The 14,474-nt window shown below is 54.8% G+C and carries 12 protein-coding genes; 4 read left to right on the top strand and 8 right to left on the bottom strand.

Going from position 1 to position 14,474, the window contains the following annotated elements; translation table 11 throughout:
- Window position 1: 1 nt before the first annotated feature.
- The 6 genes from HY788_01525 to pdhA all read right to left on the bottom strand — a co-directional run bounded on the left by HY788_01525 (window position 2) and on the right by pdhA (window position 6,507).
- Window positions 2–646: an FMN-binding protein gene (locus tag HY788_01525; protein MBI4772855.1), complete on the bottom strand. Its 645-nt coding sequence runs from the start codon at window positions 644–646 to the stop codon at window positions 2–4.
- The gene (locus tag HY788_01520; protein MBI4772854.1) at window positions 643–1,401 is read right to left on the bottom strand and encodes an RnfABCDGE type electron transport complex subunit D; all 759 of its coding nucleotides are present in this window, start codon (window positions 1,399–1,401) and stop codon (window positions 643–645) included. Before HY788_01520 ends, HY788_01525 begins: the two co-directional genes overlap by 4 nt.
- Window positions 1,402–1,557: 156 nt before the next feature.
- Entirely contained in the window at window positions 1,558–3,003 is a 1,446-nt protein-coding gene (lpdA, locus tag HY788_01515) for a dihydrolipoyl dehydrogenase (protein MBI4772853.1), read from the bottom strand.
- Window positions 3,004–3,105: 102 nt separating this feature from the next.
- Window positions 3,106–4,410 (bottom strand): 2-oxo acid dehydrogenase subunit E2, encoded by a 1,305-nt coding sequence (locus HY788_01510; GenBank protein MBI4772852.1) that lies wholly within the window; start codon window positions 4,408–4,410, stop codon window positions 3,106–3,108.
- A gap of 17 nt (window positions 4,411–4,427) precedes the next feature.
- Window positions 4,428–5,393, bottom strand: a complete 966-nt coding sequence (locus HY788_01505) for an alpha-ketoacid dehydrogenase subunit beta (GenBank protein MBI4772851.1) — start codon at window positions 5,391–5,393, stop codon at window positions 4,428–4,430.
- 7 nt (window positions 5,394–5,400) lie between these two features.
- Complete coding sequence (gene pdhA / locus HY788_01500) at window positions 5,401–6,507, bottom strand: pyruvate dehydrogenase (acetyl-transferring) E1 component subunit alpha (protein ID MBI4772850.1); 1,107 nt, start codon at window positions 6,505–6,507, stop codon at window positions 5,401–5,403.
- Between the two features lie 703 nt (window positions 6,508–7,210).
- Here pdhA and HY788_01495 point away from each other — a divergent pair.
- Window positions 7,211–8,395, top strand: a complete 1,185-nt coding sequence (locus HY788_01495; protein MBI4772849.1) for an acyl-CoA dehydrogenase family protein — start codon at window positions 7,211–7,213, stop codon at window positions 8,393–8,395.
- A 155-nt stretch (window positions 8,396–8,550) separates the two neighbouring features.
- Here the strand turns inward: HY788_01495 and HY788_01490 are convergent, their stop codons facing one another.
- Window positions 8,551–9,582 carry a zinc-binding dehydrogenase gene (locus tag HY788_01490; protein MBI4772848.1) on the bottom strand — a complete coding sequence of 344 codons (1,032 nt, stop codon included), beginning with the start codon at window positions 9,580–9,582 and terminating at the stop codon, window positions 8,551–8,553.
- Window positions 9,583–9,769: 187 nt separating this feature from the next.
- On the opposite strand from HY788_01490, the gene HY788_01485 reads away from it, so the two are divergent.
- Entirely contained in the window at window positions 9,770–10,915 is a 1,146-nt protein-coding gene (locus HY788_01485; protein MBI4772847.1) for a methyltransferase domain-containing protein, read from the top strand.
- A 71-nt stretch (window positions 10,916–10,986) separates the two neighbouring features.
- Here the strand turns inward: HY788_01485 and HY788_01480 are convergent, their stop codons facing one another.
- The gene (locus HY788_01480) at window positions 10,987–11,532 is read right to left on the bottom strand and encodes a hypothetical protein (GenBank protein ID MBI4772846.1); all 546 of its coding nucleotides are present in this window, start codon (window positions 11,530–11,532) and stop codon (window positions 10,987–10,989) included.
- A 360-nt stretch (window positions 11,533–11,892) separates the two neighbouring features.
- On the opposite strand from HY788_01480, the gene HY788_01475 reads away from it, so the two are divergent.
- Window positions 11,893–12,357: a hypothetical protein gene (locus tag HY788_01475; protein MBI4772845.1), complete on the top strand. Its 465-nt coding sequence runs from the start codon at window positions 11,893–11,895 to the stop codon at window positions 12,355–12,357.
- A 796-nt stretch (window positions 12,358–13,153) separates the two neighbouring features.
- Window positions 13,154–14,341, top strand: coding sequence for a PAS domain-containing methyl-accepting chemotaxis protein (locus HY788_01470; protein MBI4772844.1), 1,188 nt, complete (start codon window positions 13,154–13,156; stop codon window positions 14,339–14,341).
- Window positions 14,342–14,474: the final 133 nt, after the last annotated feature.

The raw sequence follows: 14,474 nt of genomic DNA, 5'->3' as shown, positions 1-14,474 counted from the left end.
CTCATTTTGGTTCCGGAGGCAGTTGCGCCAGTAAGGGAAGATATCGATGCAGGCCCTCGTTAATGAGCCGCTCGACGGCCCTGCTGGTGCCGGTGGCGCCGGCAATGGCGTCCACTTCATGGGGGACCTTGGCCGTCCCCGGTGGTTTCAGCCGGAAATACGGCGCCGTTTCCCCTTGCATGTCTCCGATCTTCTTCCCTTTGAACTGGTCCATGAACCAGGATTCCGTGATGCGTCCGCCCAAGCCTGGTGTCTCCGTATGCTTGTAGAAGGCGATACCGAGCACCCGGTCCAACTTCGGACCGATACCCATCATTCCGTAGACCGGACCCCAGAATCCGGGACCGTGCAAGTCGATGGCGTATCCCTCAATACCATGGCCGTCTTCGGAGGTAGCGATGTAGATAGCGTTCCCATCCACCTCCTTCGATGCCACGCGTTTATTGAATATCTCGAGTGCCTGTCTATCGTCCGCCTCTGCCGGTAAGGAGATATCGAGAACCTGGAGAATGATTCTCTGGAGTTTGATTTTCTCGTTAACCGTTATGCGTTCCTCATTCAGTCCATGAATCAGGCTCACCACAGCCGTGAAAAACAGGGTCAGAAGAAACATATAGTAGATTGAAAAGCTTCGTATTTTCTTCATGACGCTTTGTTGTCCCGACCCTTCCACTCTCTTGCACCCACGTCCATCACCGCAGCGAATATGTTCATGAACAGCACTGAAAACATCACCCCCTCGGAGAAGCTGGAATATTGGCGAAATACCATGATCAGCGAGCCGATGATGAATCCATACACCCACTGGACGCTTTTGTTCTTGGGAGCAGTAATCGGTTCCGTGGCCACGAAAAAAGCGCCAAACAGGAAAGAGCCGGCGCAGATCCAGTACAACGGATTCGCGGTGTAAGTTCCCGCCAACAAACGCTCCAGTGGAATGGAACCGCCCTCACGTAGTACTTGCAGCGGAGTGGCGCCCGTCACTGCATCGACTGCCGGAGACCATTCAGCGAAGCCCCCCGGAGTACCCGGAAATGGATCGAACCACTGATTGGTCATCGCCATGGGAAAAGCTATGTAGATGAAACACCGTCCCACCATGGCAGGGTTGAATGCGTTGAACCCAAAACCGCCGAAAACCATTTTGCCGAAAACCACGGCAAACACGATTCCAACGGCCGCCATCCAGAACGGTATGTTCGGAGGCAGACTCAACACAAAAATCAGGCTGGTCACCAGAACGGCGGAAGTAATGGGTTTGCCCTGGCGTAAAGTGAAGCACCCCTCAGTAACGATTCCCAAAGCCGACACGAATAATGCCAGCACCAAGGCCCTAAGCCCGAACAGGTAGACAGCGCCGGCAAGGCAGGGAACAAGCCCGACCATCACGTGCACCATCATGGGCTGGACGAGAAATCGTTTCTTTTTCCCCGGCGGAGGAGTTGTTTTTGCCGGATCTTGTTCAACCGGAGTCGCTGCCTGTTCTTCTTGCGCCACAGTCTCGGTCACCCTCGGTTCTCGTAATTTGAATCAATAAGCCGCCTAGTTCGCCCGGAGTTAGTCTCCTGAAGACATTTCCTGGGTTTTCTTGGGTAAAACATGAGTGGCGCGGCCTAGAAAGATGTCGGCCACTTCGCCTTCCGTTTCCGAAAGGGTTGGATGCGCGTGAACGCTCAAGGCCACGTCTTCCGCGAGAGCACCCATTTCCACGGCAAGAACGGCTTCGGCGATCAGGCCTTCCGCTTGTCTACCTACCGCGCCCACGCCCAGGATTCGTTGCGTGTCGGGATCGAAGATCATTTTGGTAAGTCCTAGGGGAGCGTCCATACTCAGGGCGCGACCGGAGAACTTCCACGGGAATCGAGTCACCTTGATCGGCCGGCCTTCCGCTCGGGCCTGTTCCTCGGTCAATCCGCACCAGGCGATTTGAGGGTTGGTGTATACGATGGCTGGAATGGCTCGAGCATCGAAGGCCGATGGTCGCCCGGCAATCACTTCCGCGGCCACCTTGCCTTCATGCATCGCTTTGTGGGCGAGCATGTAGCCTCCCACCACGTCGCCAACGGCAAAGATCCTCGGGTCCGAGGTTCGTTGCTGTTCATCCACTTGCACATACCCTCGCTTGTTGATCCTCACTTGCGTATTTTCGAGCCCTAAATCATTCGAGTTCGGATCGCGTCCCACAGCCACCAGTATCCGCTCGAATCGCTGTTTCGAAGGTTCGATCTCGCCCTCCATGGTGACTTCCACATGATCTTTTTCTTCTCTTACCGATGTCACCTTTGTATTGAAATGGATGGAGTGGAAGATCTCGCCCAGCCTACGTTTCAGGGGAGCTGTAAGATCGGGGTCCGCGGCGCGCACCATACGCTCGCGATGCACGATGAGGGTGACTTTGGATCCAAGAGCCGCATAAACGGATCCCATTTCCAGGGCTACGTAACCTGCGCCCACGACCAAGAGCGACTCGGGGATATCTCTCAAGTCCAAAGCAAGTGTGGAGTCCATCACCCGGCCCTCTTTTCCGAATTCGAGGTGCGGCAGCGAACTCGGTCTGGATCCGGTGCATAGGATGGCGTGTTTGAATTTAATATGACTGATTTGGGATTCGGAGAGACGGCAGTGATCTGGACTCTCGAAAACGGCTCGTCCCTGTAAGTATTGAACGCCCCGTTTCTCACACAAGTCGAGCAGACCGTCGGCCAACCGGTCGTTGACCGAGTTTTTCCATTCCCGTATTCGTTCCAGGTCGATGCTCGGTCTGCTGAAGGTCACACCCATGGAGGCGGCATGCCCGGCATCGTCCATGATCTCGGACAGGTGCAACAGCGATTTGGATGGGATGCATCCCCTGTGCAGACACACGCCTCCGGGTTTGGGGTCCTGCTCCACCAAAGTGACTTCCAACCCCAGATCGGCTGCTCTGAAAGCGGCGGCGTAGCCCCCCGGCCCACCTCCGACCACCAGCAACTCCGTCTCTTGTGTGAATTCGCCCATAACCATATGGTATTCCCTCCCGAGGGTCCCATCGAACGAACAGGATATTTCCGAGGGCCCGGGTTGACACTATAATTTACGGGATAGATGCAAAAACCACCCGCGGCTCTAGATGACCATCAGAAATCGATCCGGATCTTCGAGAGCTCCGACGACTTCGAGCAGAAATCGTTCCGCATCAGCGCCATCCAGCACCCGATGATCGAAAGACATCATGACGGGCAACATCAGGCGAGGTTCCACCGTATACTGCCCGCTTTCCACATCACCAATGATCTCGGGCTGCCATCGGGCTCTGGCCAGACCCAAAATGGCTACCTCCGGGTAGTTGATGATGGGGGCAAACGCCGTTCCTCCCAGCGGTCCGATGTTGGTGATGGTGAAGGATCCGCCTTGGAGTTCTTCCAAGCTAACTTTCCGATCCCGTGTACGTTGGCCAATTTCATGCAGCTCGATGGAGAGTTCGGCGATGCTCTTCCGATCCACGTCCCGCACCACGGGCACCAGCAGGCCGTCCTTCGTGTCCACCGCCACCCCGATATGATAGTACTTTTTCAGCACGATTTCCTGGGTTTCCTCGTCCAGACTCGCGTTGAAACGGGGAAACTTCTTCAGAGCCGCAACCGTGGCCTTCAATGCCAAAACGGTCAGGGTCAACCGCCCCCCCTGAGCTTCGATTTCGACTTTGTGCCTCTTTCGGAACGCTTCGAGTTTAGTGATGTCCACAATCTCCTGGCTGCCTACGTGAGGTATCTTCGACCAGGCCAACGCCATCTGTCTTGCGGTTGCGCGCCGGACCGAGCGCAGCTGTATGCGTTCGATGGGCCCCCACTTATTCCAATCAGCGGGACGCGGGGGCGCCGCTTTTTCCGAAGGCGGCGAGGTCGGCGTTGGAGCCTCCTCACCGGCGCGAGCCGCCGTTTCGGGCTTCTCGGCAAAGGCTTTCACGTCCTCCGCGGTGACTCGCCCTCCGGGTCCCGAGGGTGAAACCTGATGAAGATCGACACCGAGTTCCCGAGCCAAACGTCTGGTGGACGGGGAAGCGGGAACAGGACCTTCCTTCCCTGGAGCGGCCTCAGCCTTCTTTTCCTCTTCCTTTTTGGGAGGTTTCCGTTCAGCTTCCTCTTTAACCGCTGCAGGCTTTTCGGCCTCCTCACGCGGAGCGGCGCCTTCACCTTCAACGGAAAAACTCATCAGCACGCCGCCTACCTGAACTACATCACCGGGATTGACGGCGATGTTCTCAACCGTCCCAGTGTACGGAGACGGTATTTCCACCGTAGCTTTGTCCGTTTCTATCTCCAGAATCGGCTGGCCTTCCTCTATTTTGTCTCCGACTTTAACAAGCACGGAAAGTATGTCGCCTTCGTGGATTCCTTCACCCAAATCCGGGAGCTTGAAATCTCGAACCATCGTCTTCCCCTCTCTTGCTATGAGCTTAGGACTTGTCGGGCGGCCCGAACAATCCTCTGAACGTTCGGGAGGTATGCGTCTTCACGCGCGAACAAAGGAATTACTATGTCATACCCTGCAACTCGTGCGATGGGCGCTTCCAGATGGAAAAAGGACTTCTCCATGATGCGTGAGGCGATCTCGGCGCCCGGACCGAAGCTTTTCGGAGCTTCGTGCACGATAAGCGCCCTGCCTGTCTTCTTCACTGAAGCGGTGAACAGCTCGTCGTCCAGCGGCATAATGGTCAACAAATCGATCACCTCAGCCTCGACCTGGTCTTTCTCTTTGAGTTCCTGCGCCGCCTCGAGGGTGGGACGCATCATGGCTCCATACGAAATCAGGGTGATGTCCTTGCCTTCCTGCACTGTCTGGGACTTTCCCAGAGGCATGGTTTCTTCTTCCTCGGGGACTTCTTCTCGAAAGGCTCGATACACGGCTTTGGGCTCGTAGAAGATCACGGGATCAGGATCCCTTATGGCGCTGATAAGCAGTGCGCGTGCATTCCTGGGGCCCGAAGGGATGACCATCTTAAGTCCTGGAATGTGAGCCCAGAATGCTTCACGGCTTTCCGAGTGGTGTTCCAGCGCCCGAATCCCACCTCCGTAGGGGGCTCGCAGCACCATGGGCACGGTGAGGCGACCTTGCGAGCGTCTTCTGAGGCGGGAAGCATGGTTTTCGATCTGGTGGAGGTTTTGGTAGGAAAAACCTGAAAACTGAATTTCACACACGGGCCGCAGCCCGTACAAGGCCATGCCGATAGATACTCCCACAATACCGGATTCCGCCAAAGGCGTATCCATGACCCGTTCTTCCCCAAACTTCTGGACCAGGCCTTCAGTCAGTCTGAAGACGCCTCCGTCCTTACCAACATCTTCACCCAGCACAATTACCCGATCGTCCTTTTCCATTTCCTGGTGCAAAGCAAGATTGATGGCCTGGACCATTGTCATTTTAGCCATGGTTCGCCTCCTGCTTGTCCGAAGTCAGTACCTGTGACAGCTCTTCTTTCTGTTCGGCCAAATGGGGCGGGATCTCGGCGTATGTGTGTGAAAACATATCTAGAGGATCTCCCAATTTCTTCATGAGGGCTTCAGCACGATCCACCGCGCTCTGAATTTCGCCCTTGATTTCTTGTTCCAGTTTTTCAATGTCGGTATCTTTCAGCAGTTTTTTTGCTTTGAGGTATTTCTGGAATCGCGTGATGGGGTCCCGCCCTCTCCATTCATCGACTTCCTCTTCGGAACGGTACCGTTTCGGATCATCCGCCGTGGTGTGCATCATCATCCGGTACGTGTCGCATTCGACGAAGCTAGGACCTTCCCCGGCTCGAGCGCGTTCCACGGCCTCTTTCACGGCGGCGTACACCGCCAGCACGTCGTTTCCATCCACCTGTATTCCAGGCATTCCGTAAGCGAATGCTTTCTGCGCCAAGGTTTCCGAACGGGTTTGTTTGGAACGGGGAACGGAAATGGCCCACTGGTTGTTCTGGCATACAAAGATCACCGGAGCCTGAAATACGCCCGCAAAGTTCATGGCCTCGTGAAAATCGCCTTCGGATGTAGCGCCATCTCCAAAAAACGTCATCACTACCGTGTCTTTCCGTCGATATTTCATGGCGCAAGCCAGACCCACCGCGTGCAGCGTTTGAGAACCCACGGGAACGGCTATGGGCAGGTCGTTGCGTTCGTCTTCCGGCCGCGCGCCTTCGTCGAAGCCTCCAAAGTATATGATCGCGTTGTCCATGGTTTTGCCGCGCCAAATCTCCGCCGCTGTTTCACGAAAGCACGGCACCATCCAATCGTCGGGCCTCAAATTCGCCACGGCGCCCAGTTGAGCCCCTTCCTGGCCGGTTATGGGAGCGAACGTGCCGATGCGCCCCTGGCGTTGAAGGTTCAGCAACCGTTCATCGAAGCGCCTGGCAGCCAACATGGCCCTGTGGAGTTTCAACAGCAATTCGTCAGGAATATCGGGTTCGAGGGATTTATCCAGTTTGCCCTTTTCATCCAATATGGAAAGACGTTCCAGCTTGTAGGGCAACTTGATCTCTTTCCTTGGCATATACTTACTCCTTTCTCGGGGTTGGCCGAAGCGCGGCCTTGAAAATCGTCGTAGTCCTTCTTTCTATAGAAACCTGAACGGATAGAAGCGTCCCGTATAGGGATAGGTGAAAAGAGCCGTGTATTTCAGTATTCAGGATAAGGATGCAGAGAACGTTGTCAAGGATCGAGACATTCTCCACCCGATCTTCAGCAAATCACCGACTGCTCATGACCGGGGGAACCCATCTGTATTTCCTTACTAAACGTTTTTCGGAGATAGCATACGGAAGAATTTGATCGTTAGTATATCTGTTATTGTGCATAAAGACAAATCCAAAGCCGCGCAGGAATACCTTTTCCACTTGCGGCACGCCGAAAGTGCTTCTCCTTTGAACGGACCTCCTGTGTTGAGCTACGGGACAGAGGTGGAAGGGATCGGCCGACAAGGATTCTTCCGGGGCTGCGATCTCCTTGCGAGAATAGGGCACAATGATGGTAGTCACGGAGCGAAAGTGTTTCCAGAATGCAAAATGTTTTGTAAGATCGTTTGAAGATCGATTAGGATCCTCCGTATCTGCGGTTCCGGGTTCTCTCGAACACCCTGTCCCATCCGGAGAACGTGCTAAGTCTGGGAACGGGGTCTCGAAGCGGTCCGGCGAAATGCGCATGCCGGTGTTTCCACTGGCATACCAATTGGTGCAGAAATCGACAAGGGAGGCTGTATGTCGAACCAATCCATCCTGTTTCCGATCCCCGAAGAAGTGATCGAACGAAACACACGTTTCAACTCGTTCCTTGACACGCACCTGATTTCGAACCTGCCGGGGTGGTACCAGGACGGGGCCATCCCGAGGACGTTTTTCGAAACATTGGGTAGGGAAGGCTGGCTGGGTTTTGATCGGTTGACGGGGCGATGGATTCAGAAACCCACGTTGGAACTGGCTGTGCTTATCGAGACTCTCGCCAGGACTGCACCCGGCGTCGCAGTGGCGATGCTCGCTCAAACGTCTCTGGGAATGCAGGCCTTGTGGATGTTCGGATCGGAAGACCACAAACAGCGCTATTGGGAGAAGGCAGCGCGCGGCGAGACGCTTCTGTGCCTCGGAAACACCGAACTGGACGCGGGGAGTGACGTGGCTTCCATAAGGACCCGTGCGGAAAGACGGGCAGGGCAGGGATGGCGGCTTTTCGGCGGCAAAGCTTACGTCACGAACGGTTCGATAAGCGATCTTACGATATTGACGGCGGTATCGGATCCCACGGCCGAAAGAAGTCGGCGCATCTCCATGTACCTGGTGGATCTGACGTCAGAAGGAGTTATCCGAAAGAAGCTGAACAAGCGCGTCTGGATCCCTTCCGATCTGACTCGTGTTCAGCTCAACGATGTGGTTGTTCCGGAAGAAAACCTGATGGGAACGCAGGGGAAAGGGCTGCAGCAGGTGTTGTCGGTTTTCACCCAAAGCCGATTGCCCATCAGCGCCCTCACCACGGGAACGGCGGTTGGCGCTTTCGAACTGGGGCTGGAACATATGCGGAAACGCAAGCTGTTCGGAAAGCCGATCAGCGAGTTTCAGGCAAAGACCTTCGAGATGGCCGACCTGTACTCGCGTCTGGAAGCGGCCCGTCTCATGGTCTGGAACGCTTGTCGGACCAAAGACGCCGGCCGGCCGATCCGAATCCATTCTTCGATGGCCAAATACCTGGCGGTTCAGATAGCCCGGGAAGTAAGCTCCTGGGCTGCGGATCTCTTCGGAGCGGCCTCCGTTGTGTTCGAGCATCCCATCCACAAGTTTCCAATGGATGCCTGGGCTTCTTCCCTGGGAGAAGGCACCCAGGACATCCAGAAACTGATCATCGCACGGGAAGTCTTGAACCGGGCGAGCGGCATGGTTCAAAACGAGGAATGATCCGGCGGCCCAAGGCATAAAGACCGGGAGCGGGCATCCGGATCGGGCATCCCGCACCTGGTCGCGGGCATGGGAGGGTACGAAAAGGAGATATGGAAGACCCGCCAGGGACGGGTTCAAACGTTTCCCCCCCATGACGGCAAACCGTGGTCGGCTCAGGGCTCGAGCACGACTTTTCCAAATAATTTCCCTCGTTCCATTAATGTGCAAGCCTCGACGCCTTCTCTCAGAGGCATCACACGATCGATTACCGGCCGGAGTTTTCCGGACCACAGGAGTTCCGTTACCTTAAAGAAATCCTGATGAGAGCCCATCGTGCTTCCCACCAGGGAAATCTGCTTCCCAAAAATATATCGGATGTCGATCTGGGTTTGAGGTCCTCTGGTATTTCCGATGATCACGATGCGGCCGCCCCGAACCACCGCATGAATGCTGGTCTCGAGGGTGGCCGCTCCCACATTGTCCACCACCACGTCCACTCCGCGATGTTCGGTGATCCGGAAGATTTCGCGACCCCAGTCGACCTTGTTTCGATCCAGAATAAGATCGGCCCCCAACTCCTCGGCCAATGCGGCTTTATGGGCTCCGCCGGCCACCACGTACACCTTGGCGCCGGCCAGTTTTGCGATTTGAATGGCCATGCTGTTCACGCCGCCACCCGCTCCCACGATCAGTATGGTCTCTCCTGCACGGAGTCGGGCCCTGGTGATGAGCATACGCCAGGCAGCGAGGGTCACCAACAGAGGTGCCGCAGCGGACGGAAAATCGAGGTGAGCCGGCATAGCCACCAGGTTCTTCGCGGGAATGGTTACATATTCGGCATGGGCGCCACGTACGTTTTCTCCCAATACTCGATAGCCTGGACTCACACTGTCTTCTCCGCTACGTGTGAATTCGTCCTCACGCGTACTGATGCCCGGATCCACCACGACCCTACGGCCGATTTCCCAATCCCGGACCCCCTCACCCAGGTCCGCGATGACGCCCGATACATCAGCCCCTCCCCAATGCGGCATGGCCAGTTCCAGGTGGGGCCAACCCTTCTGCACCCAGATATCCAGATGGTTGAGGCTCGTCGCTTTCACTTGAACGAGGACTTCACCCGGACCCGGGGGCTGGGGATCGGGAACGTCGGTGTATGTCAATACCTCTGGGCCGCCGTGTTCCTTAAAACTAAGCGCCTTCATTCTGAACTCCTGTACTCCGAAAGGTGGGTGTATGGTAGGATTATACAGGGAGCGCCGTATGGCTGTCAGCTTTCCGGCCACGGATCCTTGAAGTTCCGAGGGCTTATGAGGCTTATGAGAGGATGTTTACAGCTGTCGGGCGATCCCGCGGAATGAAAAGAACAATTTCTTTTCGGAGATAGGTAGTATGGATGACGCTCAATGGATCAACAAACACGAAGTACCTGAGTTAAAAGAAGGTGAGAAAGTGCTGCTCTTCGGCGCCGGCCACGGTTCCGAGGAAATGATTGCTTATTTTCGGAAACGTGGGTTGGAAAAGGAAATCGTCGGCTTGATCGATAACGACCCTTGCATGTGGGGGAAAAGGCTGCTTGGGTTTCCCATTTTCGAACCCGGGTCCTTGACCCGAATCGCCTATTCGATGATCATTATCACTTCGATTTCCGGAAGAGACGCCATCGCGCATCAGTTGAGAGAGATGGGCCTCATCGAAGGAATCGATTTCTTTAAAGTGGGAAGATATCCCCACGATGTACTTGGAAAACTGACGGAGCTTGTGAGATATGACTCGAAGCTAGGGTTCATGAAGGGGCTGGAGACGGTCGCGCACATAGGGTCAGGGGGATTCTTCGGATTTGAGTTGAGCCTTTTGTCTCTGTGGAGCGAATTCGTATTTTCCATCGATGCATACCTGTTCAATGCATCTTTCCCCGATGTCAGCGAGCACAAGACAGCGTACGCCAAGTGTCTGGAAGACCTCGGGCGTTTCGCGCGCGAGCACGATCTCGACGCGAATCGATGCACACGCCGTTGGTCGGCCTGCTTCCAGGAGAGGGGAGGAAGAACGTATTTGAATGCGGCCAGGATGTCTTTTCTGTATCCGCACCGGTTTTCTCAACTACCTTTGGAGTCCGAGCAAGTGGATATGGTGACGTCCTTCGGCGTCTTGGAGCATGTCAGGAATCCCAGGCGCGCCGCGGCCGAGTCGTTTCGCATCCTCAGAAAAGGGGGAATTGCATATCATAACGTCATTACCCGAGATCACCGTTCTTTCGGACGGGTAGAAGGATATACTCCCTTATCATACCGATCGTGCTCGGAAGCTGAGTGGGACCGCATCAACGCCAATAAATTCTACCAGAACCGCGTAGCTCCCTGGCAATGGAAAGAGTTTTTCCTCGAAGCCGGTTTTGACCTACTCCTTTTCGACGTCCTGCATGAATACGAACCTGACGGCGGGGAGCTCTCGAGGTTCCACGCCGACTTCGCCCGATGGTCCGATGATCTTCAGCGTCAGGTGGACTGTGTGCTCATTGCCCGCAGACCGTCCTGAGTGAGCCCCCTGAGGACGAGTTGGCGACAGGCTTACCCGGTCAACCCGGTTTTCGTTATGAAGATGCGACGCTAGCTCCCTTTCACGTGTTCTATCTTCCCCACACAGTAATAATACTTGCTGCCCATTCTTTTCGTGGTTCCTTTCGGGCATTCCGTGATGGATGACTCCATGCAAACACAAAGAACCACTTCAACGGTCAACCGACCTTCTCGGGGTATAGCCCAGTCGAATACATATCGGGCATGGCTGGTTCTTTCCTGATCCGGTGTTTCCATTACGCTCTCTCGAACGGCAGGCAATCCCAACAGCTCGAGGATAGGATTCAGGTCCAGGACGTTTATTCTCGCTTTGTTGTCGGCGAATTCGAGCCGGACGGGCGGCCCCTCTCCTCTGGGAAAGCGATACAGCTTGCTGGGGCCTTCAGCCGCATAAACAGAGTACTTCGCCGACCATGTCACTTCCTTTCCGTAGTCCGAAGTGACGGCATAGGTTAGAACCGCTTCCTCCGCCGGAGCGTCAGGATACGAAGGCGACTGTGAACGTGTCTGCTGCTGGTCTGAAACACAGGCCGGCAGAAACAAAAGCATCAATAGTATGATGGTCCTTTTCGTCATCCTCAAGATCTCCTCTCTCCGTTGAGTGCGAAGTCCGTTTTCCTCCGGCGGGCCCCTCTATAGGCCTCCTTCTTCGCATAAGCCACGTCCATTCGGCGTGGACCAAGAGACCCTTGCAGCCTATCTCCGAGACATCCGGCGGTCAAGCACCGACTTTTATCGTTCGCAGGGAGGCTGGGAGTATGGCGCGACTCCGCAGGATACCGGATGTTTCCGCTGATTGACAGGAACGGGGTGAGGAACTAGATTAAAATATACAGGGACACGAGAAATATCGCTGGGTTGGCCAAATGAAAAGGCCAAAGGTCATACGGTTCCGGAGTTAAAGGTCCGGCAGGGGCGTGGTGGAGGCGATTTACAATGGACGTAACACGCATTATCGGGTTGCTGAACGAGGGTCAGAGTGTACCCATCGCGCGTTTAAAGGTACAACCTCATCAGGAAACGCTTCTTTCCCAGGATATCGTCATTCTTTCGGGCGAAAATGAGGAACAGGAAAAACTCATTGATGATGCCTTGGCCTTCGCCCTGGTGGACAAGATGAGGCGCCTGCAGGGTATTGTGGAACGACTCGAAAACCTGCAGGTCACCGCGCAGTTTGCCAGTGCATCCCCAGTATCCCAGGTCCTGGTGAACCTCCCATCGGAGCCCCCGCAGGAAGGCGGACAGGCGATTCCGCTGCCCGTAACGTTGATCGAGGCCTCCGAAGACTCGCCCGCGACCAACTCGAGTGCGGCGGTGGAGTTCCTCCTATCAAGCGTGTTCGGCAACGCGTCTTTTTTTAACCCAATCGTGGTGGGAGGCAATGTGAATCTGATCGTGTAACCCTCAAATTACGATTGTGGGGAGCCCAACCCCGCTGTAACATTTTTGAGCTTCTTCAGAGGAGTGAGTTTCGGTTTTACATAGCCGGTTCTTTTTTGTGGTTCGGCTCGACCGAGCCGTTCCTTGTGTTCCCGTTTCATTGAGCAACCTCCCGCTGGCGTGGAAATCCGCGATGAACGTAAATACTTTTCCCATTCTATCGATTTCGCACCCAAATTCCACCAAAAAATCGTGCCTGTAGGCCTTGATCCTAGGCAAATCGAAGGCATGGAACAGTCACTTCCTGAACTTCGATGGGTTTGTAAACCTATTTCCGACTGCCCGAACTCAAACTGCAGCCAATCAGGGCTTGAAAGTGATGCCGTTTTGACACATTATCGCCAATGGAAATAAATCCCTTTTCGCGGTGTCGTGCTTTCTTATTCAGGAAGTTCGAGTAGTAAGCCGTTGAAGAACGGCCCGTTGGGAAAAAGGACGGGCATCGGAATTCGTTGTTGAGCTGAGACGGGACTGAGTGGGAGAGTGCTCTTAAACATTATATAAGTTGGGGAAACTGAATCGCTTCGATGCCATGAAACAAATTGAACCCCGACTCGGCCTGGCTTTTTCAGCGGGCTGCTCACTTATAAGCCTAAAGTATTGCGCAGTTCATCCGATGTCTTTTACGAGGTTGTCTCATAGGTGCTACGGAGCTGTTTCGGCAGACTCCTATGCTTGTATGGTTCTTTCGGAGAGGTCGGAATGACGCACGAGAAGGCCGGCTGGAACGCTCGCGGCCGAGGTCCTTCTAGTACCGATGTTCAATTTGCCGGAAGGTCGTCTCCGGACGGCTCGCTATAATTCATGTTCATGTGAGTATTACTTGGTAAAGATGCAAGAATCGAGGAGATCGATAATGAACAATCGCCGTTACCTCTGGATGACGATGGGACTCATCGCGGCTATCTTTATTATCTCGGCAGCGAGCATGTGGTATTTCTTTCCACCGGAAGATCTCATGAGGTCCCTTTCGGTTCTTGCAGGAACGTTCCTGCTGTGCGAGTTCACTGTGTATATCTTCTTTCGAAGAGAGGTCCGGGGTTGGGAAAGCCTCGCCGACTTCGCGTTGAGTCCGGAGCCGGACCCGAGCGTCGAGCCTGAAGACATTCGGGAGGGAAGCCTTCAGCACCAATTGGCGGAGAGATTCCTGGCAGTCCAGGGACTTCTGGACCAGTACAAATCGGCTGCACGAGAGGAGCAGAAACTGCTTCCCGACGTGCGTGACAAGGCGGACAGTGAACAACTACAAAAACAATACGAAGCTGAAAAACAGCTTTTTCAGAGAATCCTGGACAGTGCTTCACTATACTCTTTTATTACGGTTACCATGCAAGGCAAGGTTGGGAGTTGGAACACCGGCGCAGAGAATCTGTTTGGCTGGACCCGTGACGAAGCGATGGGACGCCCGGTATCATTCAGTTTCATAAAGGACGATAGCGGCAAAGCGGCCGACATTCAGCGACAGCGCTCCAAACAGGTCATGAAAACCGGCAAGGCCCTGTTTACCATGAGGCGGCTGCGGAAAAACGGGGAAATGTTTCCACTGCATTGCACGGTCACGGCCTTGAAAAACGAAGAGGGCAAGATTGACGGTTTTCTTGAAATCGGTCGCGACGTGACGGATGAAGTGAAGAAAGACAAGGCCATTCATGAACAGATCGAGACCGCCAAGAACCTTGCCAAGAAACTAGAGAAAATAGACGATATCGTAAAGAGCATCGAGCTTATCGCTCGCCAGACCAATCTGCTGGCGATCAACGCCGCGGTGGAGGCGGCGCGAGCGGGCGAACTCGGGGCAGGGTTTGCCGTGGTCTCGGAAGAAATCCGCGTTCTCGCGAAAAGGTCCAGTGACGCCTCTCGCCAGATCAGCGAATTGGTGGATGAAATCCAGATCGAAAGCCGAAAAGTAGCTGAAGCGCAGATAGATCGGATCGAAGTTGATTAACGTTTTTCCCGCATAGGAACTTCTGCTGCTGTAACGGCGCTGAAAAGACGGGCGCTCCGGCCGCTGGTGCAGGATAGCGAACCGGTTTCGCCGTGATTCGGCCCGGGGCGATGCCTGAGGCCCGCTCATGAGC

This window comes from Deltaproteobacteria bacterium (assembly GCA_016208165.1).
GTDB lineage: Bacteria > Desulfobacterota > Desulfarculia > JACQYL01 > JACQYL01 > JACQYL01.
Note: the sequence above shows the minus strand (reverse complement) of the source record. Positions and strands in the feature narration are given on the sequence as shown.